This is a genomic window from Paraburkholderia dioscoreae (assembly GCF_902459535.1).
GTDB lineage: Bacteria > Pseudomonadota > Gammaproteobacteria > Burkholderiales > Burkholderiaceae > Paraburkholderia > Paraburkholderia dioscoreae.
The window spans coordinates 2184033-2209224 of the sequence record NZ_LR699554.1 but is presented as its reverse complement, the minus strand read 5'-3'; the positions used below and the strand labels follow the sequence as shown (position 1 = coordinate 2209224).

The following is a 25192-nucleotide window of genomic DNA, read 5'->3' as shown; positions in this document are numbered from 1 at the left end:
CTGTCCGGTTGCGTCTGCGTTACTGCCGATCGGTCTTCAGTGCCTCACGGCGCTCACCGGCCGATCTGCTTGTTCCAGGCCTCGATCCACTGCGGCACGTACCTGCCGATGTCGTCGAAATTGACCCAGATCGATCCATCCACCGTCGCGATGCGTGGCTTCACTTTCGCGTTGTAGGCCACCTTCGTGTTCGACGCGGTGTACTGCATCGCGTTGGCGAAGCACGTCTGGCCTTCGCTCGACGCGAGCGTGTTGAGGAACTGCGTGCCTAGCGGCGAGCCGTTCTTTACTTTTACCGCCATGTTCGGAAAGGCGACCGAACCCGGCGACGGGTTGATCCACGCGATGTCCGGATTGGTCGTGTCGTGCTCGGCCCACGCGCGGCCGTCGTAATACATCGCGATGTCGATATCGCCGTTGCGCATCGCGTTGAGCGGCGCGTTCGGATCGCTGAAGAACGTCACGTTCTTGCTGTCGCGCATGCGCTTGACCTGGTCGAGCGCGGGCTGGATGTTGGTCGGCGAGCCGCCGTAGAGTTGATTGAACAGCGTGATCAGACCGGCCGGTGTCGCAACATAGTTGATGTCGGGAAGGCCCGCCTGATACTTGCCGGCGACCACGCCGTCGACGAATTCCTTCCATGACTTCGGCGGAATCTTCACGCGCTTGGTGCTGTACATCAGGCCGAAATCGCCGTACGTGATCGGAAAGCCGTAACCGTGACCGTACGCGACCAGACGCGGATCGAGTTGCGCGAGATTCGGCACTTCCTTCACAGTCACCGGATCGAGAAGCTTCCGTTCGATCGCGATATGCGTCGCCTCGGGTGTGCTCACCATCACGTCGATCGGCGGTCTGGCCGGATTCGCGGCAGCCTGATTCACCCATTGCAGCGGATTGCCGAGCGTCACATCGACGCTCTTGCCGGTCTGCTTCTCGAACGGTTCGACGAAGCATTTGCGATAGGCCTTTTCCCACGTGCCGCCGAACGCAGTCACAGTGAGATCGGCGGCATGCGCGGTGTGAGCGGCGCACAGCACGGAGAGCGTCAGGACGGCGGCGCGGCAGGACAGCGGAAAGCTTCGGGAGGCGAGTCGCTTCATTCTTTTCCTTTCGGTTGAACCATCGGAACACCGGACGCTGCCTTCCGGCAGCGCTGCCTGATCCACGAGTGCGGCTTGCGATCGTTCCTTATGTGTGCCACTATACGGAACGACGTGCTTCATCGTGGTACAAGGTAGCACGCGAGTTTTTTGATCGCAAGGCGCCAAAAAAATGAACAGTCTGCTAAAGAGCATTGAAATCATCGAAGCGGTGTCCGCGCATCAGCCCGTCGGCGTCGGCGAGTTGTCCAAGCTGTTGCAGATGCCCAAATCCAGCGTGCAGCGCGTGTTGCTGACCTTCCAGGAGGCCGGCTGGCTGCGTCAGGCGAGCGGCGAATTCACGCGTTGGGAAATCAGCCCGCGCGTGCTCGGCGTACGGCCGAACGCGTTGAAGGGCGGCGCGTTGCAACGCGCGGCGCGCGAGCCGATGCAGGACCTGTGCAACCTTGTCAACGAAACGGTTCATCTGTCGATTCCGGACGGCACCGATGCGATGGTTCTGGTCGAGGAAAGCGAGTGCAAACAGTTCGTACGCACCGCCTATTCGATCGGCAACGTGTCGCCGTTCCACGCTACCGCGAACGGACTCGCGCTGCTCGCGTTCATGAACGAACGGCAGATCGCGACGATCCTCGCGCGCGATCTGCCGAAGTACGGCGACCGCACCATCAACGATCCGGCGCTGATTCGCGAGGAAATCGCGCGCATTCGCGAGCGCGGCTACTCGATCAACCTCGGCCAGTACCGCCGCGCCATCTACGCGATCGGCGCGCCGATCTTCGACAGCAACGGCATTGCGGTCGCGAGCATCTGCATCTCGATGCCCGAGCAGCGCTTCACCGAAAGCCGTATCGACGAATGGGGGCGCGCGGTGATGGACACGGCGGCGCGAATCAGCACGGGCGGCGTTCAGGTGTAAGCGTTTCGGGCGAGGCGAACAGCGCGTTCATCAGATCGCGCGCCGGGTAAGTTTCGAGTTGCATGACGACGGCGAGAGCGCGTTCCGCCGCTGCCAAGCCGATCAACGGCGCGAGCGTGCTTCGATACTTCGAGACGGTGTCGTCGAACGTCGTTGGTTCCCGCCGTTGCGAACCCCGCGGCTCCGTGAGCACACGTTCTTGCGTCGAGCCGTCCTTCAGCATGACGGCGACGCGCGTCGGGATCGACATGTCTGCGCGGTGCTGCCGATCGAGCGCGGCGTCGTGATGAATGTCGATCTTCGCGAATAGCGCGCGGATGGCCGCGGATTCGAAATCGGGCGTGCGCAGCGCGGCGTTGAAGTCGTCGGCGACGCACGCCGACGCAATCAGAAAGCGCGCGTTGAACTGCGCATCGACGAGATTCGTCGGAAAGGGCGAATCGAGCGTACCGACGAACTCGCGGAACGAATGCACGTCGATGTGTTCGATCTGCGTGACGTCGAACGACGGCTTCATCTGCAGGATGGCTTCGAGCGCGGGATGGGCCCAGCGGCAGCACGCCCACGGCTTGAATTCGACGCGGCGGATCCACCAGTCGTCGCCGGGCATGGTTGAGAGACACTCGGGGCGCAGGCGATCGGAGCCGTAGGTTTTCCAGAAGCCGAAATTGCGCGAGAAGAAATGTTGATCGCCGATGAATCCCTCTTTCGCGAGACACGCCGACTGCACGCCCGCCGCGGCCGCCGCGCCGTAGCCGTTCTTCAGCCACGTGTAACCGCCGGCCGGATTCGCACGCACGATCGACGGCAGCGGCGCCTGCTGCGCGGCGAGTCCGAAGCCTTGCAGCCATTGGTCGCGGTTCAGACCGAAGAGTCGGCCCGCCGCGATGAATGCGCCGAACATCTGCCATGTCGCATAGCCGATGTCTTTCGACGGTGCCGCGTCGCTCGGGCACAGCATCGCGCCGATTCGCAGGGACGCCTCATATGCGATCACGACCGCGTGCAGCAGTTCGCATCCGCTGCGCGCGAGCAGATGCGCGCATGCGAGCGCCGGACCGATGATCGTCGCGCCAGGATGCGACGGCGCTTCTTCGCGGAAGCAGTCGTCGAAATCGAGGATGTTCGCGGCGTTTGCATACAGCGTCACCGCGTCGAAGAGGCCCGCCCGCCCGGCGTTGCCGACGGGAATCGGACGATCCCCCTGGCCGACGGAATTGACTGCGAGCACACGCGCAAAGGCGTCCATCTGTGCGGTCTGCAAACCCGCGCGGAAACACGCGATGCCGTCGAGCAGGCATTGCTTGCCTGCCTTCAGCGCATTGTCGGGAATGGCGTCGAAGCGGTGCGTGACCAGCCAGTCGACGAGACCGGTGAAGCCTTGAGCGGACATGATGTACAAGCGGGCGTGCCGATGAGGGCGCCCGGCGGATGTCACGGATGTCAAAGGCTAGGGGCGACGATATTGACCGTCAAATACGCTTTTGACTGACGGCGATTCGCTTTTGATATGCGGTGGTGCGAGTCAGTCCGTGCTTTCGCGCACCGCGTCGCCGAACGCCTTGGCCAGCATGTTCATCGGAAGATTGAGCGGATACACGAGATAGGTCGAGAACTCGATCTGCGGCAGGAACGGCAGGATCGCGAGCTCGCCGGCATATTCGCGCGCGACGACCGGATTCGATACGCTGACGCCCATGCCGCGCGACACCATCCGGCAGATCGCCGCGGCGAAATGCGATTCGTACGCGAGAATGCGTTTCTCCTCGCCGCCGATCTGGCAGGCGTCGTCAATGCGCTTGCGCATCACGTCGCTCGATTTCAGCGACAGGAAGCGCTCGCCGGCGAGATCGGCGGGCGTGACGGCGCCAGTGTGTTGCGCAAGCCGGTGATCGGGCGGCGTAATGCACACGCCGAGGCTGCGACGCGCGACCTCGTGCGCGACGCTCGTGCCGTTGAAAATTTCCGACGCGATGCCGACGTCCGCATAACCGGTGGCGAGCCACTGGCACACCGTCAGCGAATCGGCGACATGCAAGGTGACGTCGACATCCGGGAACCGCTTCGAGAAGAGATAGATCGCGTCCGGCACCGCGACGATCGCCATTGACGGCACTGCCGCGACCCGCAGCCGGCCGCTCCCCCGCTTGCGGATCTGATCCGCTTTTTCCTCGAGACCACGCAGGCTCGCGAACGTGTGCTCGACGTCCCGAAAGAACACCTGGCCTTCGAGCGTCGGCATCAGCTTGCCGATCTGCCGTTCGAACAGCTTGATGCCGATGCGCCGCTCAAGCTGCCCGATCACGCGGCTGATGTTCGACTGCGAAGTATGCAGATCCTTGGCCGCCTGCGTCATCGACCCCGACAGCATCACCGCGCGGAACGCCTGTACTTCACGAAAATTCAGCATCGGAGTCGGGACATATCAAAAAGGCATGGGCCACGATTATATGCGCATTTGTCAAAGAAATATGGCGTTCCTACACTCGCCGCAACCTGATCAATTGCTCGCTCACCCGTGCTCTGGAGCCCCCCATGCCGGACTTCGACCCGAAACAGATTGCCGCGCCGAGCGGCCACTTCATCGGTGGACGGCTCACGCCTGGAGAACCCGTGATCGACGTGTTGCGGCCGTCCGATTGTCAGCCGATGGGCGGCATTCCCGACGCGAGCGATGACCTCGTCGATCAGGCAGTCAACGACGCGCATAGCAGCTGGCGCGCGAGCGGCTGGGGCACGCGCTCGCCGCGCGAACGCGCGCGCGTGCTGCTGCGCTGGGCCGATCTGATCGATCGGCATGCCGACGAACTCGCGCGTCTCGAAGCGGTCAGTTCGACGCGTCCGATCAGCGAAGCGCGTACGTTCGACGTGCCGTTCACGTCCGACTGCATCCGCTTTTTCGCCGAATGCGCCGACAAGTTCGGCGGCGATGCGTTGCCGACGCGTCAGGACAGCCTCGGTTTCGTCGTGCCCGAGCCGTACGGCGTCGTCGCGGCAATCGCGCCGTGGAATTTCCCGCTGTCGATGGCGTCGTGGAAATGCGGGCCCGCGCTTGCGGCAGGCAACGCGCTGGTGCTTAAGCCGTCGGAGATGACGCCGTTCTCGATCCTGCGCGTCGCCGAACTGGCGATCGAAGCGGGCGTGCCCGCGGGCGTCTTCAACGTCGTGCAGGGACGTGGCCAGAGCGCGGGCGCGGCCCTCGTGCGGCATCCGCTGATCGGCAAAGTGTCGTTCACCGGCTCCACGCATACTGGCGCGGCGATCATGAGCAACGCGGCGCAGCATGGCACCAAGCCGGTCACTCTCGAACTCGGCGGCAAGAGCCCGCAAATCGTGTTCGACGATGCGGGCGACATCGACGCGCTCGCGCAACGGATCCTGCGCGGCTTCACGTCGAACGCGGGCCAGGCGTGCGTGTCGGGTACGCGGCTGATCGTGCAGCGCGGCATCGCCGATCGGCTGATCGATGCGGTGATCGCGAAGGCCGCCGCGCTCGAGCCGGGGCCGACGTGGCGCGAATCGACGCGCTTTGCGCCGATCATCAGCGAGGCGCAGGCGACGCGCATTGACGCGGCGGTGCAGGACAGCATCGCGAGCGGCGCGCATGCGCTTTGCGGCGGCGAGTACTTCGACACCGCGGGCAAGGGTTTCTATTATCGGCCTACGCTGCTCGCGGGAGTCGATCGCGACTCGCGCGCGGTGCGCGAGGAAATCTTCGGCCCGGTGCTGACCGTGCAGACCTTCGACGACGAAGACGAAGCGCTTTCCCTCGCCGATCACCCCACTTACGGTCTCGCCGCCGGCGTTCACACGCAGGACATTGGCCGCGCGTTGCGCGCGATGCGCCGCATTCAGGCCGGCACCGTGTGGATCAACCGTTTCGGCCGCACCTACGACTTCATCATCCCGACCGGCGGTTTCAAGGGCTCCGGCATCGGCAAGGATCTGGGCCGGGAGGCGTTCGAAGCGAACTTTCGCTACAAGGCGGTGCTGATCGATTTCTGAATCCGGGCGCACTTTTCAACCTGACGTGCCCATCTGCACATCACAAGGGACACACCATGTCGTTGTTCAAACCCAGGTACATCACCTTCGACTGCTACGGCACGCTGATCAATTTCGAAATGGCGAACGCCGCGCGCGCGCTTTACGCCGATCGCGTTGCCGCCGAAGACATGAAGGCGTTCACCGATGCGTTCGCCGCGTATCGGCTCGACGAAATCCTCGGCGCATGGAAGCCGTACGAGCAGGTCGTCGACAATGCGATTCGCCGCACCTGTAAGCGCTGCAACGTCGAATACCGGGAAGGCGACGGCAAGTCGATCTACGAACAGGTGCCGACATGGGGCCCGCACCCGGACACCAGCGCCGGCCTCGCGAAAGTCGCAAAGGAATTTCCGCTGGTCGGCCTGAGCAACGCGGCGACCGCGCAGATCCCCCACAACATCGAGCGCATCGGCGTGCCGTTCCATGCCGTCTACACCGCCGAACAGGCGCAGGCCTACAAGCCGCGCATGCAGGCGTTCGAATACATGCTCGATCAACTCGGCTGCGCGCCGCAGGACATTCTTCACGTGTCGTCGAGTTTCCGTTACGACCTGATGACCGCGCACGATCTCGGCATCAAGAACAAGGTGTGGGTCAACCGCGGTCACGAGCCGGCCAATCCGTACTATAACTACACCGAAATCAAGGACATCGGCGGCCTCGCGGCTGTCGTCGGGCTATGAAACTCGAACCGTTCTGGCTGGCCACCGCACCGGCGTTCACTGCGGGCATGAGCGGCGCATTGCCGGCGCGTGCGGACGTGGTCATCGTCGGCGGCGGGTTCACGGGGCTGTCGGCGGCGCTGTCGCTTGCGCGTAAGGGCGTCGACGTGGTGCTGGTCGAAGCGGGGCGCATTCACGGCGAGGCGTCGGGCCGCAATGGCGGGCACTGCAGTCCGGGCACGTCGCAGACGCTACCCGATCTGATCGAGCGTTACGGACTCGACGTCGCGAAGCGCCACTATCAGGTCTATACGGACGCGGTCGATTTTGTCGAAGAGCGGGTTCGCGCCGAACAGATCGATTGCGATTTCGAGCGGCGCGGCAAGCTGAAACTCGCGAGCAAGCCGACGCACGTCGCCGGCCTCCAGCGCAATTACGACGCGCTGAAGAAGCATCTGAGCGCCGACGTCGAGTTGCTGTCGGCGGCGGATGTGCGCAACGAGATCGCCTCGGATGCGTTTCATGGCGGTATGCTCGACGCGCGCGGCGGGCAGATGCACATGGGCAAGTTCGGCACCGGACTCGCGACGGCGGCGGCGCGCCGCGGTGCGCGCATCTTCGAACAGGCGGCGGTCACGCGGCTGACGAATCTCGGCGGCGACCGTCATCGCGTCAGCACCGCGAAAGGCGATATCGAAGCGGACCGCGTGCTGCTCGCGACCGGCTGCTCGAATCACGGACCGTTCGACTGGTGGCAACGGCGGATCGTGCCGGTCGGCAGTTTCGTGATCGTCACGGAGCCGATTCCCGCGCTGCTCGACAAGGCGTTGCCGAATCGCCGCAACTACGTGACAAGCCTGAACTTCGGCAACTACTTCCGCGCGACGGCCGATCACCGGCTCGTGTGGGGTGGCCGGGCGCGCTTCGCACGCAGCAATCCGGCTTCCGACCGGAAGAGCGGGCAGATCCTGAAGTCGATGCTCGACCAACTGATTCCGAGCCTGCGCGACGTGCGCATCGAGTACTGCTGGGGCGGGCTCGTCGAAGCGACGGCGGATCGCCTACCGGCGGCGGGCAAGCACGACGGGCTGTACTACTCGATGGCATACAGCGGCCACGGCACGCAGATGTCGACCTATATGGGCGACGTCATGGCGGATATCGTCACGGGCAACCCACGCGCGAATCCGTGGGCGCGCACCGACTGGAAATCGTTGCCGGGCTATGCGGGACGCGAATGGTTCCTGCCGGTAGTGGGCGCGTATTTCCGCTTCAAGGACGCGGTGTCCTGAGCGCTTCGCATCACGCGGTGCACGGCATTTGCATCAGGCATAGGAAGTTAGGCGAAAGCGAGGATTGCATATGAATCGCGTCGTTGTGCGCATGGTGGGACAGCGCGTCGCTAGCGGCGCGCTGACGCTGTTCCTGGTGTCGGCACTGGTGTTCTTCATGGCGAGCCTGTTGCCCGGCGACGCCGCGCAGATGGCGCTCGGCCAGTACGCGACGCCCGAAACCGTCGCGATGCTGAGAAAGCAGCTCGGCCTTGACGAACCGCTGGTGCTGCGCTTTTTCACGTGGCTCGGCAATCTGGTGAGCGGTGACTTCGGCGTGTCGTATGCGGCGAACGTGCCGGTCAGCAGCATCGTGCTGTCGCGCATTCCGAACACGCTGATGCTCGCGGCCGCCGCGACGGTGGCGTCGGTGCCGGTCGCGCTGGTGCTCGGCATCGTCGCGGCGATGGTGCGCGGCTCGCTGCTTGATCGCGTGATCGGCGTGCTGACGATGTCGGTGGTCGCAGTGCCGGAGTTTCTCCTCGCGACGCTCGCGGTGCTGCTGTTCGCCGTGAAGCTGCATTGGGTGTCGGCGGTGTCGGTGAATGCGGATACGTCGAGCGTCGGCGCGTTCCTGAAGTCGTACAGCCTGCCGGTGCTGGTGCTGTGCTGCGTGGTGGTCGCGCAGATGGCGCGCATGACGCGCGCCGCGCTGATCAACCAGCTCGACGCACCCTATGCGGAGATGGCGGTGCTCAAGGGCTTGCGGCCGTCGCGCACGGTGCTGCGTCACGCGTTGCCGAATGCGGTCGGCCCGATCGTCAACGCAATGGCGCTGAGCCTGTCGTATCTGCTGGGCGGCGTGATCATCGTCGAGGCGATTTTTTCCTATCCGGGCCTTGCGAGCACGCTCGTCGATGCGGTAAGCAATCGCGATCTGCCGATCGTGCAGTTCTGTGTGCTGTTTTTCAGCGCGTGCTACCTGCTGCTGCTCCTGGTCGCCGATATCGTGACGATCGTCTGCAATCCGAAACTGCGCTGATCTATGAAACACATTCTTTATTTTCTGCAGGCCGCCGTGCGATTCTTCGCGTCGCTGACCGTGCTCGGACGCATCGGCTTTTTCGTGTCGTTGCTGTGGATTCTCGTCGCGCTGTTCGGATCGTCGATAGCCCCGCACGCGATGACCGATATGAGCGCGAGCGGCAACGTGTTTGCGTCGGGCAGTCTCGCGTATCCGCTCGGCACCGATTTCCTCGGTCGCGATCTGCTGAGCCGCATTCTCTACGGCGCGCGCTACTCGATCGGCCTCGCGCTCGCCGCGACGCTGATCGCGAGCGTCGGCGGCACGCTGCTCGCGCTGGTGTCGACGGTGATCGGCACATGGTTCGACGAGATCGTGTGCCGCATCGTCGATGCGCTGCTCGTCACGCCGAGCAAGATTCTCGCGCTGCTGGTGATTGCGATCTACGGCTCGGATCTGCGCGTGCTGGTGCTGACTGCGGGCGTGATCTACATGCCGGGCGCGTTCCGCATAGCGCGTTCGCAGGCGGTCAATCTGAACGCGATGGAATACGTGACAGTCGCGCGGCTGAATGGCGAAAGCACGTTCCATATCGCGTGCCGCGAAATCCTGCCGAACATGATCCATCCGATGATGACCGACTTCGGGCTGCGCTTCGTCTACAACGTGCTGATGCTGAGCGGCCTGAGCTTTCTGGGCCTCGGCGTTCAGCCGCCATACGCGGATTGGGGCTCGCTCGTGCGCGAAAACCTGTCGGGGCTGTCGATGGGCGCGGCGGCGGTGATCATGCCGGCGCTCGCGATCGCCTCGCTGACGATCGGCGTGAATCTGCTGATCGACAGTCTTGCGATGCGCGGGCGCCCGCGCACCGGGAGGTAGCCGTGCAAATGAGACGTGTGGTGGAAGTATCGAATCTGAACGTGGTGGCACGCGGCGACGAAGGCGGCGAAGTGCCGATCGTCAAGGACGTCAGCTTCTCGATCGAACCCGGCGAAGTGCTCGCGTTGATCGGCGAATCCGGTTCGGGCAAGACGACGATCGCGCTGACGCTGCTCGGTTACGCGCGGCGCGGCTGCCGGATCGCGGGAGGCCGCGTGAGCGTCGGTGGAACGGACGTGCTGGCGGCATCGCCTGCGGCGTTGCGCGATCTGCGTGGGCGGCGCATCGCCTATGTCGCGCAGAGCGCATCGGCGTCGTTCAATCCTGCGCTGCGCATCATCGATCAGGTGATCGAAGGCGTCTGCGTGCGTCGGCTGATGAGCCGCAGGGACGCCCGCGCGAAGGCGCTCGGGCTGTTCCGTGCGCTCGCGCTGCCGGCGCCCGAGACGATCGGCGATCGCTATCCGCATCAGGTGTCGGGGGGGCAGTTGCAACGGCTGATGGCGGCGATGGCGCTCATGTCGGATCCGGAAGTGGTCGTGTTCGACGAACCGACCACCGCGCTCGACGTGACCACGCAGATCGAAGTGTTGCGCGCGTTCAAGCGCGCGATCAGCGAGTTCAACATCAGCGCGGTGTACGTGTCGCACGATCTCGCAGTGGTCGCGCAGATTGCGGATCGCGTGCTGGTGCTGCGTGACGGCGAGATGCAGGAAGAGGGTGCGCTTGCGCAGATCATCAGTGCGCCCGCGCATCCGTACACGAAGCGGTTGATGGTCGCCGCCGAGCCGGTCTCGCGCCTGACCGATCGCGACGCCGAACAGGCGCACCACCGGCCGCCGTTGCTCGAGATCAGCGATCTCACCGCCGGTTACGGCGACACCGGCCGCGACGGCATGCCCGCGACCCGTGTGCTCGAGGGCATCAATCTGGTGCTACGGCGCGGCACGACACTCGGCGTGATCGGCGAATCGGGGTCGGGCAAATCGACGCTCGCGTATGTGATCGCGGGCCTGCTCGCGCCGGCGCGCGGCAGCATCCGCTTCGCGGGCAAGCCGCTTGCGGGCGCACATGCGAAGCGCGATCGCGATCTGTACCGTCGCATCCAGTTGGTGTTCCAGAACGCTGACAAGGTGCTCAATCCCGCACACGACGTCCAGACCATCCTGTCGCGGCCGCTGAAGCTGTTCGCGCGCTGCGCGCCGAACGAAGTGCCCGCGCGGGTCGCGCGTCTGCTCGATCTCGTGAAGCTGCCGGCGTCGATCGCGCGGCGGCGTCCGCCGGAGCTGTCGGGCGGTCAGAAGCAGCGCATCAATCTCGCGCGCGCGCTCGCCGCTGAGCCGGAGCTGATCATCTGCGACGAAGTGACGTCGGCGCTCGATACAGTGGTCGGCGCGGCGATCCTCGATCTGCTCGTCGAACTGCGGCACGAACTCGATATGTCGTATCTGTTCATCAGCCACGATCTGTCTACCGTGCGAACGACCTGCGACGACATCGCCGTGCTGTTCAAAGGCCAGAAAGTCGATGCCTGCGATCGCGCCGCGCTGTTCAATCAGCCGCGCCACCCGTACACGTCGCTGCTGATCGATTCGGTGCCGGAGATGCGTGCGAACTGGCTGGAAGAGATGGCGTTGCGTCCGAAGGCGGATTGAAGCATTTCATGCGCAATAGGCGAAAAAACCACGATGCTCCGTGGTTTTTCTTGCGTGCGTCGATCGCGATCAGGCGCGCCAGACCGCTTCCGCGAAGCGATATCCCATATTCATGCCGGAAGGATTCGGCTTGTAGCCGCGTACGTTCTTCGACACGCCGTCGAGGATCACGTCGAACACCGGAACGATCGTGCCGGAACTGTCGTGTACGAGCGTCTGCATGTCGCCATAGATCGCCTTGCGCTTGTTGAAGTCGCCTTCCGCACGCGCCGATTCGAGCAACTGATCGAGCTTCGGATCTTTCCAGCGCGCTTCGTTGGTGGGCGACTTCGACGTGTAGAACAGCTCGAAGATCATGCCGACATTCGGCCGGTTCGAAATTGACCCATACGTGATCGGCCGCTTGGTCCAGTACGTCGACCAATAGCCGTCCGTCGGGACTTGCCGCACGACGAAATTGAAGCCCGCCTGCGCGCCGAAACTCTGCATGAACTGCGCGCCTTCGACGGATGTGGCGATGCCCGGCTGGCAAAAGATTTCGATCGACTGACCGGCGAGCCCGCTTTTCCTGACATGAAACTTCGCCTTGTCGAGATCGAATTCGCGTTGCGGCAGACCCGCGAGGAAGTATGGATCCCACGGCGCGACCGGATGATCGTTAGCGATCACGCCATACGTGCGCATCACGTCTTCGACCATGCGTTTGCGGTCCTGCATGTAGCGCACGGCGGCGACAAAATCCTTGTTGCCGGCGATCGGATTGTCCTGGCGCAGGATCAGGTCGGTGTAGATCGCGAGTTTGTTGACCACGAGCTGTACGTTTGCGTTGCCCTTTACCTGCGACGCGTAGGGGTGCTCGACCAGCGAACAGATGTCGACGTCGCCGGCCAGCACGGCGTTCACGCGCGCGGCGTTGTCCGGCACGCCGATGATTTCCACCGAGTCGAGATACGGCAGACCCGATTTCCAGTAGTTCGGATTGCGTTTCGCGGTGAACTTGCCGCCCGGCGTGAACGCACCGAGCATGAACGGGCCGGTGCCGATCGGTTTCAGGAAATCCTTCGCGCCGTTCTTCGTAATCAGGAAATAGCTGCTGCCAAGCACCGACGGCAAATCGAAGTTCGGTTTGTCGATCACGAGTGTCACTTCGTATTGGCCGTTTGCCTTGATTTCCTTGAAGCCGCTCGCGATCGCGAAGGCCTTCGACGTCGTCGCGGGATCCTTATGACGCGCGAGCGAATAGACGACGTCGTCGGCGACGAGTTCTGAGCCATCGTGAAAGTGCACGCCCCGGCGCACCGCGATGTGCCACGTGATGCCGTCGCTGCTCTCGAGCTTTTCCGCGAGCGCGGGGCTCGGCGACAACGAGTCGTTGAACTCCATCAGCGCGTTGAAGATGCAGAACTGCTTGGTCCAGTCGCCGGAATGCGCGCCCTTGGCCGGATCGAGCGTGTCGGATACCGAACCGTTCTGCACCGCCATGCGCACGCTGCCGCCTTTCTTCGGCGCCTCGTCCGCCAGCGCGACGCCCGGAAGGCCGCCAGCGAGGCCCGCTCCCGCGGCCGCGCACATCGAGAGGAAATCTCTTCTACTGGTTTTCATTACGTGTCCTCCGTTCTGTCTGTTGATCGGCGAGATGGCGCGCAGCGAAAAGGGTATCGACCTCGCACGATTCGCTGATGGTGCCGCTCGGCGATTCATTTTATTGACGCGCGTGCGTCCGACCTAATACGCCATTTTTGACTCCCAATCCGTTTTTGATATGAGGTGCGACAAAGCCGGAACGTGGCCAATGTATAGGCGGTTTCGCGCGGCCGGGCACCATATCAAAAAAGCATGTCCCCTCAATACTTGCGAATTTGTCAGCGCCTTTATTGCTTCCTACACTCCGACCTCACTTGCCTGGCCGAGCGGCCGGCGCCACGCGTTCTCATCCGCGTTCATTCTGTTTTCAATCTGGTAGCCCAAACGTGAGACATCCGCTACTCAAAATCGACACTGACGTGTTGCTGCCGACGCATCTCGACGTGGCGGTCATCGGCGGTGGCGCCGCGGGCGTGGCGACTGCCTACGAGCTGCATCGCTTAGGCAAGCGGGCCGCGGTGTTCGAGAAAGGTCGGGTCGCCGCTGAGCAGAGCAGCCGCAACTGGGGCTGGTGCCGCACACTCGGGCGCGATCTGCGCGAGCTCGGCATGGCGAAGCTGAGCGTCGAGAGATGGACGGCGATGTCGCAGGAAATCGGCGCGGATGTCGGCTTCCGTAAGACGGGGATCACGTTCGTCACGCGCAGCGAGGAAGAACTCGCGGGTTGGCAGGCGTGGTTCGACTTCGCGCGGCGTTCGGGCGTCGCGGCGGAAATGCTGTCGCGCGAACAGGCCAACGAGATCTACTCCGGGCAGGGCGCGCCGTGGATCGGCGGCGTGCGCACCGCCGACGATGGCTACGCCGATCCCTCCTGCGCGATTCCGCTGCTCGCGCGGCACGCCGCGTCGCAAGGCGTGCCGATCCTGCAGAACTGCGCAGTCAACGATCTGTACTTCGAAGCCGGCCGCTTCGCTGGCATCCAGACCGAGCGCGGCCTCGTGCGCGCCGACGCGGTGGTAATCGCGGCGGGCGCATGGTCGTCGCTGTTCTGTCTGAAGCAGAAGATCGTGCTGCCGACGCTGAACGTGTATTCGTCGGCGTCGAAAACGCGCAGTGAAATCCGCCTCACGTTCAGGGATCCGCTAAAAACGCCCGACTTCGCATTGCGCGAGCGCGCCGACGGCGGCTACACGCTCGCCAGGAGCGGGCGCGGCACCGTCCACGTGGTACCGAACAGTCTGCGCTACGGCATGCGTTTCAAGGGCCTGTACGCGAGCCGGCGCAACAGCATCAAGGTGCAATTCGGTGGCGAATTCTTCCGGCAGTGGTGGAGCGAATTCAGTTATCTGCATCTCGGGTGCTCGCCGTTCGAGCGCAATCGCATCCTCGATCCCGCGCCGGATCTGTCGCTCGTCCATTCTGCTTATGACGAAGCCGGTAAGATTTTTCCGGAGTTCGATCCATCGAAAGTGGATCTCGCGTGGGGCGGCGCGATCGACAATACGCCCGATGGCATTCCGGTCGTCTCCGAATGCAGTCAGCTGCCGGGCGTGTATCTGTGCACCGGCTTCAGCGGCCACGGTTTCAGCAGTTCGCTCGGCGCGGCACGCATGCTTGCCGAAGCGATCGCGACTGGCCGCACCTCGGACGATCTGAAGCATCTATCTCACCGGCGCTTCATGACCGGCGAAACACTGGCGCCGAACATCATCTATTGATTCGGGAAATGCCATGCAGCAAAGCGCCTTGATCGAAGTGGATCGTCAGCATCTGATCTATCCGGGAATCGGCTATCGCGCGCATGAAGCGTGCGGCGTGACGATCATCGAATCCGGTCATGGCGTGGACACGCCGCTGAAATGAGCAGGAGGATTGCACGATGACATTGCTGGAACAGTTGGATCGGCAGCACTTTTTTCATCCGGGCACGCATGCGTACGATCATGCGACCGGCACGCTGCCCGGCTTCATCATCGGCGAAGGACGTGGCATCCATCTGACCGACGTCGCCGGGCGTGAGTACATCGACGGTTTCTCTGGACTGTATTGCGTGAACGTCGGTTATGGCCGCGACGAAATCGCCGAACGCATGGCCGCGCAGTGCAAGCGGCTGTCGTATTACCACACGTATGTCGGCAGCGCAAACGAGCCTGTGATCGAACTGTCGCGACGGCTGATCGAGGACTGGGCGCCGCCGGGCATGGTGAAGGTGTTCTACGGCATGTCCGGCTCCGACGCGAACGAAACGCAGATCAAGCTCGTCTGGTACTACAACAACATTCTCGGCCGCAAGAACAAGAAGAAGATCATCGCGCGCGATCGCGCGTATCACGGCTCCGGCATCGTCACTGGCGCGCTGACCGGTCTGCCCGCGTATCACGCGAACTTCGATTCACCGTTCGATCGCGTGGTGCGCGCGATGTGTCCGGATTACTACCGGAACGCCGTGCCTGGCTCAAGCGAAGCGGACTTCACGGCGCACTGCGTCGCCGAACTCGAATCGCTGATCGAGCGCGAGGGCGCCGACACGATCGCCGCGTTCATTGCCGAACCGATGAACGGCACCGGCGGCATCGTTCCGCCGCCCGAAGGTTACTGGCCCGCGGTGCAGGCGCTGCTGCGCCGCCACGACATTCTGCTGATCGCCGACGAAGTCGTCTGCGGCTTTGGACGGCTTGGCGCGCGCACCGGTTGCGAGCGCTTCGGCATCGCGCCCGATCTGCTGACATTCGCCAAAGGGCTGACGAGCGCGTATGCGCCGCTGTCGGCGGTGGTGGTCGGCGAGGCGTTCTGGGACGTGCTGATGAGCGGATCGCGCGAGCACGGCGTGATGGGCCACGGCTGGACGTATTCGGGCCATCCGCTCGGCGCGATCGCCGGGCTCGCCAATCTCGACATCATGGAACGCGAGCGGCTCGTCGACAACGCGGACGACGTCGGTGGCTATCTGCTCGAACGGCTGCGCGCGGCGTTCGGCGCGCATCGCCTGGTCGGCGACATTCGCGGCGTCGGCATGCTGATGGCGATCCAACTGATGCAGGATCCGGCGACGCGCACGCCGTTCCCGCCCGAGCGCCGCATCAACGCGGGCGTGGTGGCGGCCGCGCGCGAGCACGGCTTGCTGATTCGCGCGCTCGGCGCCGACATTGTCGGATTCGCGCCGCCGCTGATCACGACGCGCGAACAGGCCGATGACATCGTCGCGCGTGTGCAGGCCGCTTTCGACGACGCGCTGTCGGGATGACTCTCGATCAGCCATCCGATCCATCGTGGCGGCACGGCGACGTAATTGCCCGCGAATATGCGACGCGGGCCGCGACGTATCCGCCGAGCCGGTCGCGAGGCCCGATGGACGTCTCGCGCGCGGGCGGCGGCGCCGCGAACCGCCGCGAACAATAGGTCTGCGCATCGGTACACGCTGAGGACATCATGAGTAAAACGTACAACGCGACGACGAAACCGCGACAACTCCATCTACCCGCGATCGGGCTGGGAACCTGGCAATCGCAGCACGATGACGGCGTACGCGCGGTGCGCACCGCGATCGAGCAGGGCTACCGGCACATCGACACGGCACCGCGCTATCAGAATGAAACGGCAGTGGGCGAGGGCATCCGCCAAAGCGGCATCGCACGCGACGCGCTGTTCGTGACGACGAAGGTCTGGTGGACTGAGCTACGTGCGCCCGCGTTCCGGCGATCGGTCGAGCGCAGCCTGTCCGACATGAAGCTCGACTACGTCGACCTGCTGCTGATTCACTGGCCAAACCCTGACATCCCTCTTGGAGAAACACTCGGCGCAATGGCGGATGCTCACCGGCAGGGCCTTGCGCGCAACATTGGCGTCGCCAACTTTCCGGTTGAGTGGCTGGAGTGTGCGGTTGCGTTGTCGCCGGTGCCGCTGTCGGTGAACCAATGCGAATACCATCCGTACCTGAACCAGCGGAAGGTGCTGGCGGCGTGCGCAAAGCACGGTCTGTCGTTCGTCGCCCATACGCCGCTTGGCAGCGGCCGGCTTCTCGCCGATCCATTGATCGCGCAGATCGCCGGACGGCACGGAAGGACGCCGTCGCAGGTCCTGTTGCGCTGGCTGATTCAGCAGCCAGGCGTCGCCGCCGTGCCGAAGTCGACCAACCCGCAACGGATAGGCGAGAACATCGACGTGTTCGATTTTTCACTGGATGACGAAGAGATGCGTCGCATCGCGGGGCTTGCAAGACCTGATGGGCGGATAAGCAGCGTCGCATGGGCCCCGGATTGGGATGCCGCGTAAGCGTTGCGATGGCAGCGCTCGAGCGGGATCGGATGCATCGCCCGTGCGTTTTCGGGTGACAAGCGCAGCGCACCCGGAGCTTCGCTTTGAACCTGATGACAGTATCCCCGCGGAAATCGCATCCAGATGCCCAGTTCATGCCGTCCCCGACCTCGACGTCGTGATGCACGGCCGGTCGCGCAAGTGATCACTGGACCGCCGGCTTCGCGGTTGACCAGCATCAACAGTAAGCAGGTACTCACGCCGCGTGCGGCGAAGGATGCAGTTCTTCGCTGCGGATGAGCCGGATCGGATTCTTTGGCGAGCTACGGCACGGCTGCCGCATCTATGCCATCGCCATCGCCATCGCCATCGCCATCGCCATCGCCATCGCCATCGCATGGCGTTCATTGCTAAAAATGAAATAAAAAAACACAAAATTAGAATGAATTAAATATCGAAGACGGCAGTGAAATTGTTTGCGAAAAAATAGAGATACAGATTGGGTCTTTATTGGTTTCCGGTAGAGCAGAGACTTCTCAATTTTTCTCGCGTTAGACGTCAAATTGACACGGAAGTCGGGGGAATTTCATGGGCAAGCCATGAGATTTCATTATGTAATCTGGTAATGGATTTCGATATTCATAACCTTTCTTTTCTTTCAATTATTGGGCTCGTAATAATTGAATTTCAAGAAAATATCCGGAATTGACTTGAGTCAATCTCCTGCGCGTCGGCGCGAATACATTCGTGACGAAGGGTGGAACGAAGTTGCACCTGTGTCGCCGGTGCCGACGACGGCAAGCCGGTCTGTTCGACTACAGGCAATCGCGTTTATTGCGCAACCCGCGGTACGGTTGCCGCAGCCGGGGCATCGTCCCCTGAACGTGCGCGTTGCCGGTGCGGCGCAACCGTTCTGTCCTGCACATCTCGCTGCGTGCCTTCGCGCCGGCGAAATCTCCCTTATGAGGATCGACAATGACGGCAAGTGAAGACTTATCCGCGCAGCCACATTCCTGGTTTAGGCTGAGGGACGGCAAGCTGGCTCGGCTCAAGGCGGCGCAGCCTTTCGCAAGTGGCAAGATGATCGATCGGAGCCGTATTGTCGAGGCCCTGCAAGCCATCATCAAACCCGGCGATCGCGTCGCCCTCGAAGGTGACAACCAGAAGCAGGCTGACTTTCTTTCCCGGGCGCTCGCCGAAGTGGATCCGTCGTTGATCCATGATATCCATCTGCTGATCTCGACCATTAGCCGTGCCGAGCATCTGGACATCTTCGAGAAGGGCATCGCACGCAAGCTCGACTTTTCATATGCAGGGCCGCAGAGCCTGCGCGTCGCGCAATTGCTGGAAGACGGCAAACTGGAGGTCGGCGCGATCTACACGTATATCGAACTCTATGCGCGGATGTTCGTTGATCTGACGCCGAACGTCGCACTCGTCTGCGCGGTCCAGGCCGATCACGAAGGCAATCTGTACACCGGGCCCAACACGGAGGACACACCGACGATCGTCGAGGCAGCCGCGTTCCGTCACGGCGTGGTGATCGCCCAGGTCAACGAGATCGTCGACACACTCCCGCGCGTCGACATCCCGGCGTCATGGGTCGATTTCGTCGTCGAGGCTGATCGGCCGTTCGCGATCGAACCGCTCTTCACGCGCGACCCACGGCATATCGACGAGCTGCAGATTCTGATGGCAATGATGGTGATTCGCGGAATCTACGAGCGGCACGGCGTGAGCGCATTGAATCACGGCATTGGCTTCGACACGGCCGCCGTCGAGCTTCTGTTGCCCACCTATGGAGAATCGCTCGGCCTGAAGGGAAAGATCTGCCGCAACTGGGCGCTCAATCCTCATCCGACGTTGATTCCCGCGATCGAAAGTGGCTGGGTTGAGAGCATCCATTCGTTTGGCAGCGAGGTCGGCATGGAGGAATACATTCGTGCCCGCTCCGATATCTACTTCGTGGGCCACGACGGCAGCCTGCGCTCGAACCGGGTGTTATGCCAGCTCGCCGGCCAGTACGGCGTAGACCTATTCATCGGCTCCACGCTGCAGATGGACGCCGACGCCAATTCGTCGACCGTCACGCTCGGGCGGCTTGCCGGGTTCGGCGGCGCGCCGAACATGGGACATGACCCCCACGGCCGACGTCATAGCAGCAAGCCGTGGCTCGACATGATCACCTCGCAGGCTCCGATCGTGCGCGGCCACAAGCTCGTCGTGCAGACGGTCGAAACGTTCAGACCCGGTGGAGTACCGTCGTTCGTCGAGCGCCTCGACGCGATCGAGGTGGGCAGGCGCAGCGGTATGGCCGTGGCGCCCGTGATGATCTACGGTGACGATGTTACGCATGTCGTGACCGAAGAGGGGATTGCTTACGTTTACAAGGTGCAGGGCGAGGAACGGCGCGCCGCCATCGCCGCCGTCGCCGGCGCGACGGATATCGGCCGCAGTGCCGAGCCGGGCCGCACTGCGGAGCTGCGCAGCCGCGGAATCGTCGCTTATCCGGAGGATCTCGGCGTCAGGCGCATTGATGCGAAGCGCTCGCTACTTGCCGCACGCAGCATCGAAGATCTGGTGGCCTGGTCCGGAGGGCTCTATGCTCCGCCCGCACGCTTTCGCAGCTGGTGATCGCCATGGACTTCGGCACTTACCAGCAGGAACCGATGACTGGCACCCACGCTTCAGGATACGAGGGACTTTCCGGTGCGGCGGGCCTTGCCCGCTTGCGGCGCCCACACGAGGAGGCGAATGTAGATCTGGCGTGTCAACTGGCCGATGCGGCCGTGCAGGCGCTGCTCGACGAAGCGGATCTGACACCCAAGCCAGCGCTCGTGGATCGCAGGGGCCGCGGCGCCCATGCCGACCTCGATCTCTCCGTCATGCGGCGCTCGGCTTGCTCGTTGCGCCCGGGCTTTACCGCAATGGCACACGCAGCGGCTTCGAGCCCGTCGAATCGCCATCTGCGTGAAACGCTCGGACGGATCGGCCGCGAGGCGGAACAGACGATGCTGACGGTCACGGACGGCAGCAATGCGCACCGCGGTGCGATCTGGGTGGTCGGGCTGCTAGTGGCGGGGACGGCGCGCGTGCGGGAGCGCAGTGCAGATGTCATTGCCGCGGAGGCTGCGGGCATCGCGCGCCATCGGGACCGTTTCGTGCCCGCAGTAGTGTCCAACGGCCAGCATGTCAGCCGCCGCTATGGCGTGCGAGGGGCGCGCGGCGAGGCCGAGGACGGTTTTCCGCACGTCGTTTCGGTCGCATTGCCGGCGCTTCGAGCAGCCCGGTGCGAGGGGCGCAGCGAAGACGCGGCGCGGCTCGATGCGCTCCTGTCGATCATGGCCTCGCTCGACGATACGTGCCTGTTGCATCGCGGCGGCATCGAGGCGCTGTCCGTCGCCAAGCGCGGTGCGAGTGAAGTCATGGCCGCTGGCGGCAGCGGAACGTCCGCCGGGCTGCGTCGGCTGGCGGCGCTCGATGCCGATCTGCTCACACGCAACGCGTCGCCTGGCGGAGCAGCCGATCTGCTCGCAGCCGCGCTGTTTCTTGACCATATCGAACGGGATGACCGCTTGTCAATTCCCGTTCAACCAAGGAGTCGATGATCAATGGAAACTCTTCGATATGAATATCCGGTTTCGAAGCCGGTCAAGCGTCGCGTCCACGTGGGCGTGGTCGGCTCGGGCGATCTTGAAGTGCTGATCGAGCCGGTAGACGGCGATACGGCGCAGGTGGTGATCAATACCAGCGTGGACGGATTCGGGCGGGTGTGGAAGACCGTCGTCGACCGTTTTTTCACGCGTTTTGATGGCCGTGTGGCGATTGAAATCAACGATTTCGGCGCGACACCGGGTGTCGTATTGCTGCGCCTGGAACAGGCTGTCGAGGAGTTGGGGCAATGAATGCACAGACTGATTGGAAAGGCTTTCTGGCGCGCAGAAGTTTCATCGAACTCGATGCGCGCGAGCGGACGATAGCGCTGCTGGACGCCGGCTCATTCCGGGAGATCGTCGGTCCGTTCGATCGGCTTAAATCGCCTTGGCTGCCGATGCAGGGCATCGTGGCACAGGCAGACGACGGCGTTGTGATTGCGCGCGGAACGATCGACGGCGAGCCGGCCGTGGTTGCCGCGATCGAGAGCGCATACCAGGGCGGCAGTATGGGCGAGGTGTCGGGCGCGAAGATCGCGGGGGCGCTGGAGCTGGCACTGCGCGATAACGAGAACGGCATCCGGACCCGTGCGGTGCTGCTGTTGGAAACCGGTGGCGTGCGTCTGCAGGAGGCCAACCTCGGACTTGCAGCCATCGCTGAAATTCACGCGGCGATCGTCGCGTTGCGGCGCCACGTGCCGGTGGTGGGCGTGATCGGCGGAATGGTCGGCTGTTTCGGCGGAATGTCGCTTGCCGCCGCGCTGTGCAGCTATCTGATCGTTACACGCGAGGCGCGTCTCGGCATGAACGGTCCCGAGGTGATCGAGCAGGAAGCGGGCATCGAGGAAATCGATTCGTCCGACAGGGCGTTGATCTGGAGTCTGATCGGCGGCGAGCAGCGGACTCGGCTCGGCATGGTCGATGCGCTCGTCGAAGACGATGCCACGCAGATAGCGAAGCAGGTCCGCACGACGTTCGCGTTAGGTATTCCCAAGGCGTATCGCTGCGAAGCACTGGATACCTACCTGACGCGCATCGGCGAAGTGGACACCAGCAAACAGCTTACAGGCGTCCAGCTTGCGACGCTTTGGGGAAACAAAGGAGATTCGAAATGAGCGATGCTCTCACGATACCCACCGGTCCTCATGCGAGCCGCGGGCGCGTATGGTTGCATGCGTTGACGGAGCGGGAGGGGCAGGGATTCGGCCAGAGCCAGTCGGTGTTGTTCGCCGATGCGCCGCTCGGCGATATTGACGCACGCTTTATCGCCGTGGTGCCTGACCCGGCTAACAGGTTTCCCCGTGCGCGCCAGGGTGAGGTCGGACTTGAGCAGGGCTGGGCGCTGGCAAACATCGTTCGGCAGACGATCGACGCGCATCGCGGCGGCGACGAGCGGCGCCGTCCCATCGTCGCAGTGGTCGATGTCGTCGGCCAGGCTTATGGGCGGCGTGAGGAACTGATGGGCATTCACCTGGCCTGTGCCGCGGCGGCCAACGCTTATGCGCAGGCCCGGCTGGCGGGTCACCCGGTCATCGCGCTGATTGTCGGGCACGCAATGTCGGGCGCCTTTCTCGCGCACGGCTACCAGGCGAACCGCATCGTCGCGCTGGATGCGCCCGACGTGCTGATCCACGCAATGGGACAGGCCGCTGCCGCGCGCATCACACGCCGCACGGTCGAACAGCTTGCCGAACTGGGTAATCGCATCCCGCCGATGTCGTACGACATCCGTAACTACGCGAAGCTTGGGCTGCTCGACAGCCTGATCGAGGGCGTCGATGCGGACGCGCCGGATGCTGCCGCTGTGCAACAGGTGCGCAAGGTGCTGGCCGGCACGCTTGACTCGATCCGGCAGGATGGCGTGCGCGATCTGTCGGCCCGCTACCGCTCGAAGGAGGCACAGACGACACGTGCGGCCTCGATCGAAGTACGCAAGCGCCTCGCGGAGCAATGGTAATGGCGACAAGGCAAGGACGCAGGCCAGGGGCCGGCTCGGGAGGCCGCAGGGGCGGCTTTTCCGCTTGAGCCCGGGTTTGCGGCCGGTTCCAGCCGATCAGCAATGCAGGCGTGGCCGGAGCACGAAGGTGGTGAGCGACGCCTGTCGGGGCATGCTGTTTTGAGTCTCGCCATATATAACCAGGATCCACCGAGAGAAGAGCATGTTCAACCTTATCGTTACCGCGCTGTTGCCGGTCTTTCTGGTACTCGCACTGGGCTATTTCGCCGGCAGGCGCAAGCTCGTCGACAACCAGAATGTGTCGAGTCTCAATGTCCTGCTCATGCAGTTCGCGTTGCCGCTCACCTTGTTCATCTCGATTGCGAAGACGCCGCAGTCGGTCATCATGCAGAATGGTCAACTGGCGCTTCTGCTCACGCTGGGCCTCGTCATCGTGTATGCGATCGTCGGGTGGATGCACCGGAAGATATTCGGCCTGTCGCTGTCCGACACGGCGGTGCAGACGCTGACGATCGCGTTCCCGAATTTCGCATCGATCGGCTTGCCGCTGGTGCTGCCCATCTTCGGGCAACAGGCGGCACTGTCGGTTGCAATCGCGATCGCAGTCGGCTCGGTCACCATTTCGCCAATGACGCTTGCGTTGCTCGATCTGGACAAGGCGCGCCAGACGGACGCTGGCCAGTCGGTATCTGCGGCACGCCAGTTCCTGATCGCGCTCGGGCATTCGGTGCGCAAGCCCATCTTCGTGGGGCCGATGCTGGGACTCATTGTCGCGCTGCTCGGTATCAAGCTCCCGGCGATCGTCGGCACGGCATTGGGGCCGATCACGGCGGCCACGGCCGGCATCGGCCTGTTCCTGACCGGCCTGATGCTGTCCGCCCAGGCGATCAAGATCGACGCCGATGTCACCTTCGGCACGGCGGTCAAGAACATCGTGCAGCCTCTGCTGGTTTTCGGACTGGCGAGACTCTTTCACTTTCCCGCAACGATTGCCGGTCAGGCAGCACTGTTGACCGCGATTCCGGCGGGATTCTTCGGACTGGTGTTCGGCGCGAGCAGTGGGGTCCGGCCGCCCGTCGCGGGCGCAACGTTGCTCGTTTCTTCGATCTCCAGCGTTGTCACGCTGTCGATTGCGATCTGGCTGCTTGCGCCGAAATAACCTTGAGGCATTCGTATGCAAGGGAACCCCCGGCAGGGATACTGGATGAGCAACGTCCGACCCAACAGGAACGAATCATGATGAACATTGCATTTCTCTTTCCTGGGCAAGGGGCGCAAACGCCGGGATTTCTGCACCGGTTGCCGACGCACCCCGCTATCGCAGCGACGCTTGACGAAGCAGGCGCCGTGCTCGGCATGGATGCGCGCACGCTGGATACCGAGGCGGCGCTCACTTCGACGGTCGCGGTTCAGCTGTCGGGGCTGATCTCGGGCATCGCGGTGATGCGTGCGCTGAATGCGGAGGGAGTCGAAGCCGATGCGGTCGCCGGGTTATCGAGCGGCGCCTACGCTGCTGCGGTCGCGTGCGGAGCGCTGGATTTCGCAACGGCGCTACCGCTTCTCAAGTTGCGAGCAGAATTGATGGAGAGCGCCTATCCGCATGGCTTCGGGCTGGCGGCACTGGTCGGGCTGGACGAAGCCCGCGTTGTACGCCTGATCGACGAAATCGACACCGGCGGACAGCCGCTCTATATCGCAAACCTGAATGCGCCGACACAGATCGTGCTGGCCGGCAGCGACGCGGCACTCGAAGTGGGTATCGAGGCGGCGAAGCACGCCGGGGCGAGAAAGGCCCAGAAAATGGCCGTCAGTGTGCCATCTCACTGCGCGCTGATGGACGATGTCGCGGCCAGGCTCAGCGAAGCGGTGGCCCGCGTCGAGATTGCGCGGCCGCGGATCCCCTACGTCGGGAATGTCGGTGCGCGCGTGTTGAGAGAGCCGCAGGACATCGGACGTGACCTGTCGACCAACGTGGCTCATACGGTGCGCTGGTACGATTCGATGACGGTTCTGTATGAAATGGGTGTGCGCTATTTCTTCGAATCGCCGCCGGGGACGGTGTTGACCGGGTTGATTCACGAGTCCTTCGACGACGTGAAGGCACGTAGCCTGACCGATACGCCCATCGAGACGATTGTCTATCTGGCAAGACGTGCCCGGTCGCAGGAATGATCGCAACCTTCC

General features: G+C 63.3%; 23 protein-coding genes. 19 read left to right on the top strand and 4 right to left on the bottom strand.

Annotated elements, in window-relative coordinates; all coding sequences use genetic code 11:
• Positions 1-53: 53 nt before the first annotated feature.
• The gene (locus PDMSB3_RS30090; protein ID WP_165188637.1) at positions 54-1103 is read right to left on the bottom strand and encodes an extracellular solute-binding protein; all 1050 of its coding nucleotides are present in this window, start codon (positions 1101-1103) and stop codon (positions 54-56) included.
• Positions 1104-1275: 172 nt separating this feature from the next.
• Here PDMSB3_RS30090 and PDMSB3_RS30085 point away from each other — a divergent pair, with 172 nt between their 5' ends.
• The gene (locus tag PDMSB3_RS30085; RefSeq protein ID WP_007177693.1) at positions 1276-2022 is read left to right on the top strand and encodes an IclR family transcriptional regulator; all 747 of its coding nucleotides are present in this window, start codon (positions 1276-1278) and stop codon (positions 2020-2022) included.
• On the opposite strand, the gene PDMSB3_RS30080 is transcribed toward PDMSB3_RS30085, so the two are convergent.
• Together PDMSB3_RS30080 and PDMSB3_RS30075 are read right to left on the bottom strand one after the other, a co-directional pair.
• On the bottom strand, positions 1997-3415 hold the full coding sequence (locus tag PDMSB3_RS30080) for an MmgE/PrpD family protein (RefSeq protein WP_165188635.1): 1419 nt from the start codon (positions 3413-3415) through the stop codon (positions 1997-1999). The genes PDMSB3_RS30085 and PDMSB3_RS30080 overlap by 26 nt on opposite strands.
• Before the next feature lie 132 nt (positions 3416-3547).
• A complete protein-coding gene (locus tag PDMSB3_RS30075) occupies positions 3548-4432 on the bottom strand; it encodes a LysR substrate-binding domain-containing protein (RefSeq protein WP_007177691.1) in 885 nt (294 codons plus the stop codon).
• Between the two features lie 125 nt (positions 4433-4557).
• Here PDMSB3_RS30075 and PDMSB3_RS30070 point away from each other — a divergent pair, with 125 nt between their 5' ends.
• The 6 genes from PDMSB3_RS30070 to PDMSB3_RS30045 all read left to right on the top strand — a co-directional run bounded on the left by PDMSB3_RS30070 (position 4558) and on the right by PDMSB3_RS30045 (position 11560).
• Positions 4558-6027 carry an aldehyde dehydrogenase family protein gene (locus PDMSB3_RS30070; protein WP_165188633.1) on the top strand — a complete coding sequence of 490 codons (1470 nt, stop codon included), beginning with the start codon at positions 4558-4560 and terminating at the stop codon, positions 6025-6027.
• A gap of 56 nt (positions 6028-6083) precedes the next feature.
• Positions 6084-6752: a haloacid dehalogenase type II gene (locus PDMSB3_RS30065; RefSeq protein ID WP_007177689.1), complete on the top strand. Its 669-nt coding sequence runs from the start codon at positions 6084-6086 to the stop codon at positions 6750-6752.
• Positions 6749-8023: an NAD(P)/FAD-dependent oxidoreductase gene (locus tag PDMSB3_RS30060; RefSeq protein ID WP_007177688.1), complete on the top strand. Its 1275-nt coding sequence runs from the start codon at positions 6749-6751 to the stop codon at positions 8021-8023. Before PDMSB3_RS30065 ends, PDMSB3_RS30060 begins: the two co-directional genes overlap by 4 nt.
• A 70-nt stretch (positions 8024-8093) precedes the next feature.
• The gene (locus tag PDMSB3_RS30055; protein ID WP_007177687.1) at positions 8094-9044 is read left to right on the top strand and encodes an ABC transporter permease; all 951 of its coding nucleotides are present in this window, start codon (positions 8094-8096) and stop codon (positions 9042-9044) included.
• A gap of 3 nt (positions 9045-9047) precedes the next feature.
• Positions 9048-9905: an ABC transporter permease gene (locus tag PDMSB3_RS30050; protein ID WP_165188631.1), complete on the top strand. Its 858-nt coding sequence runs from the start codon at positions 9048-9050 to the stop codon at positions 9903-9905.
• A gap of 8 nt (positions 9906-9913) precedes the next feature.
• Positions 9914-11560 carry an ABC transporter ATP-binding protein gene (locus PDMSB3_RS30045; RefSeq protein ID WP_007177685.1) on the top strand — a complete coding sequence of 549 codons (1647 nt, stop codon included), beginning with the start codon at positions 9914-9916 and terminating at the stop codon, positions 11558-11560.
• 69 nt (positions 11561-11629) lie between these two features.
• On the opposite strand, the gene PDMSB3_RS30040 is transcribed toward PDMSB3_RS30045, so the two are convergent.
• Entirely contained in the window at positions 11630-13162 is a 1533-nt protein-coding gene (locus PDMSB3_RS30040; RefSeq protein ID WP_007177684.1) for an ABC transporter substrate-binding protein, read from the bottom strand.
• Between the two features lie 368 nt (positions 13163-13530).
• Between PDMSB3_RS30040 and PDMSB3_RS30035 the strand changes: the two genes are divergently transcribed.
• The 12 genes from PDMSB3_RS30035 (at position 13531) to mdcH (ending at position 25180) form a co-directional block, all read left to right on the top strand.
• Positions 13531-14862 carry an NAD(P)/FAD-dependent oxidoreductase gene (locus PDMSB3_RS30035; protein WP_007177683.1) on the top strand — a complete coding sequence of 444 codons (1332 nt, stop codon included), beginning with the start codon at positions 13531-13533 and terminating at the stop codon, positions 14860-14862.
• A gap of 13 nt (positions 14863-14875) precedes the next feature.
• Positions 14876-15007 carry a hypothetical protein gene (locus tag PDMSB3_RS38240; RefSeq protein WP_268738022.1) on the top strand — a complete coding sequence of 44 codons (132 nt, stop codon included), beginning with the start codon at positions 14876-14878 and terminating at the stop codon, positions 15005-15007.
• A gap of 16 nt (positions 15008-15023) precedes the next feature.
• Positions 15024-16388: an aminotransferase gene (locus PDMSB3_RS30030; protein ID WP_165188629.1), complete on the top strand. Its 1365-nt coding sequence runs from the start codon at positions 15024-15026 to the stop codon at positions 16386-16388.
• 185 nt (positions 16389-16573) lie between these two features.
• Positions 16574-17416, top strand: a complete 843-nt coding sequence (locus PDMSB3_RS30025) for an aldo/keto reductase (protein ID WP_007177681.1) — start codon at positions 16574-16576, stop codon at positions 17414-17416.
• Positions 17417-17694: 278 nt separating this feature from the next.
• On the top strand, positions 17695-17823 hold the full coding sequence (locus PDMSB3_RS38235; RefSeq protein ID WP_268738021.1) for a hypothetical protein: 129 nt from the start codon (positions 17695-17697) through the stop codon (positions 17821-17823).
• 550 nt (positions 17824-18373) lie between these two features.
• On the top strand, positions 18374-20032 hold the full coding sequence (gene mdcA, locus PDMSB3_RS30020) for a malonate decarboxylase subunit alpha (protein ID WP_197740289.1): 1659 nt from the start codon (positions 18374-18376) through the stop codon (positions 20030-20032).
• Between the two features lie 35 nt (positions 20033-20067).
• A complete protein-coding gene (locus PDMSB3_RS30015; RefSeq protein WP_232064356.1) occupies positions 20068-21006 on the top strand; it encodes a triphosphoribosyl-dephospho-CoA synthase in 939 nt (312 codons plus the stop codon).
• 3 nt (positions 21007-21009) lie between these two features.
• Positions 21010-21303, top strand: coding sequence for a malonate decarboxylase subunit delta (locus tag PDMSB3_RS30010; RefSeq protein WP_007177678.1), 294 nt, complete (start codon positions 21010-21012; stop codon positions 21301-21303).
• On the top strand, positions 21300-22166 hold the full coding sequence (locus PDMSB3_RS30005) for a biotin-independent malonate decarboxylase subunit beta (RefSeq protein WP_165188627.1): 867 nt from the start codon (positions 21300-21302) through the stop codon (positions 22164-22166). The genes PDMSB3_RS30010 and PDMSB3_RS30005 overlap by 4 nt, the downstream gene beginning before the upstream one ends.
• Complete coding sequence (mdcE, locus tag PDMSB3_RS30000; protein WP_165188626.1) at positions 22163-23008, top strand: biotin-independent malonate decarboxylase subunit gamma; 846 nt, start codon at positions 22163-22165, stop codon at positions 23006-23008. Before PDMSB3_RS30005 ends, mdcE begins: the two co-directional genes overlap by 4 nt.
• A 202-nt stretch (positions 23009-23210) precedes the next feature.
• Positions 23211-24167 (top strand): AEC family transporter, encoded by a 957-nt coding sequence (locus PDMSB3_RS29995; RefSeq protein ID WP_007177676.1) that lies wholly within the window; start codon positions 23211-23213, stop codon positions 24165-24167.
• A gap of 77 nt (positions 24168-24244) precedes the next feature.
• Complete coding sequence (gene mdcH / locus PDMSB3_RS29990; protein WP_197740287.1) at positions 24245-25180, top strand: malonate decarboxylase subunit epsilon; 936 nt, start codon at positions 24245-24247, stop codon at positions 25178-25180.
• The last annotated feature ends 12 nt before the right edge of the window (positions 25181-25192 follow it).

What these genes read in the sequence shown, in the direction of transcription:
- mdcE (WP_165188626.1), top strand. Translation starts at nt 22,163, where the DNA reads ATGAGCGATGCTCTCACGATACCCACCGGTCCTCATGCGAGCCGCGGG.
- PDMSB3_RS30015 (WP_232064356.1), top strand. Translation starts at nt 20,068, where the DNA reads ATGACTGGCACCCACGCTTCAGGATACGAGGGACTTTCCGGTGCGGCG.
- PDMSB3_RS30030 (WP_165188629.1), top strand. Translation starts at nt 15,024, where the DNA reads ATGACATTGCTGGAACAGTTGGATCGGCAGCACTTTTTTCATCCGGGC.
- PDMSB3_RS30080 (WP_165188635.1), bottom strand. Translation starts at nt 3,415, where the DNA reads ATGTCCGCTCAAGGCTTCACCGGTCTCGTCGACTGGCTGGTCACGCAC.
- PDMSB3_RS30045 (WP_007177685.1), top strand. Translation starts at nt 9,914, where the DNA reads ATGAGACGTGTGGTGGAAGTATCGAATCTGAACGTGGTGGCACGCGGC.
- PDMSB3_RS30005 (WP_165188627.1), top strand. Translation starts at nt 21,300, where the DNA reads ATGAATGCACAGACTGATTGGAAAGGCTTTCTGGCGCGCAGAAGTTTC.
- PDMSB3_RS30090 (WP_165188637.1), bottom strand. Translation starts at nt 1,103, where the DNA reads ATGAAGCGACTCGCCTCCCGAAGCTTTCCGCTGTCCTGCCGCGCCGCC.
- PDMSB3_RS30075 (WP_007177691.1), bottom strand. Translation starts at nt 4,432, where the DNA reads ATGCTGAATTTTCGTGAAGTACAGGCGTTCCGCGCGGTGATGCTGTCG.
- PDMSB3_RS30065 (WP_007177689.1), top strand. Translation starts at nt 6,084, where the DNA reads ATGTCGTTGTTCAAACCCAGGTACATCACCTTCGACTGCTACGGCACG.
- PDMSB3_RS30040 (WP_007177684.1), bottom strand. Translation starts at nt 13,162, where the DNA reads ATGAAAACCAGTAGAAGAGATTTCCTCTCGATGTGCGCGGCCGCGGGA.
- PDMSB3_RS30010 (WP_007177678.1), top strand. Translation starts at nt 21,010, where the DNA reads ATGGAAACTCTTCGATATGAATATCCGGTTTCGAAGCCGGTCAAGCGT.
- PDMSB3_RS29995 (WP_007177676.1), top strand. Translation starts at nt 23,211, where the DNA reads ATGTTCAACCTTATCGTTACCGCGCTGTTGCCGGTCTTTCTGGTACTC.
- PDMSB3_RS30060 (WP_007177688.1), top strand. Translation starts at nt 6,749, where the DNA reads ATGAAACTCGAACCGTTCTGGCTGGCCACCGCACCGGCGTTCACTGCG.
- PDMSB3_RS30025 (WP_007177681.1), top strand. Translation starts at nt 16,574, where the DNA reads ATGAGTAAAACGTACAACGCGACGACGAAACCGCGACAACTCCATCTA.
- PDMSB3_RS30085 (WP_007177693.1), top strand. Translation starts at nt 1,276, where the DNA reads ATGAACAGTCTGCTAAAGAGCATTGAAATCATCGAAGCGGTGTCCGCG.
- mdcA (WP_197740289.1), top strand. Translation starts at nt 18,374, where the DNA reads ATGACGGCAAGTGAAGACTTATCCGCGCAGCCACATTCCTGGTTTAGG.
- PDMSB3_RS30050 (WP_165188631.1), top strand. Translation starts at nt 9,048, where the DNA reads ATGAAACACATTCTTTATTTTCTGCAGGCCGCCGTGCGATTCTTCGCG.
- mdcH (WP_197740287.1), top strand. Translation starts at nt 24,245, where the DNA reads ATGATGAACATTGCATTTCTCTTTCCTGGGCAAGGGGCGCAAACGCCG.
- PDMSB3_RS38235 (WP_268738021.1), top strand. Translation starts at nt 17,695, where the DNA reads ATGAGCCGGATCGGATTCTTTGGCGAGCTACGGCACGGCTGCCGCATC.
- PDMSB3_RS30070 (WP_165188633.1), top strand. Translation starts at nt 4,558, where the DNA reads ATGCCGGACTTCGACCCGAAACAGATTGCCGCGCCGAGCGGCCACTTC.
- PDMSB3_RS30055 (WP_007177687.1), top strand. Translation starts at nt 8,094, where the DNA reads ATGAATCGCGTCGTTGTGCGCATGGTGGGACAGCGCGTCGCTAGCGGC.
- PDMSB3_RS38240 (WP_268738022.1), top strand. Translation starts at nt 14,876, where the DNA reads ATGCAGCAAAGCGCCTTGATCGAAGTGGATCGTCAGCATCTGATCTAT.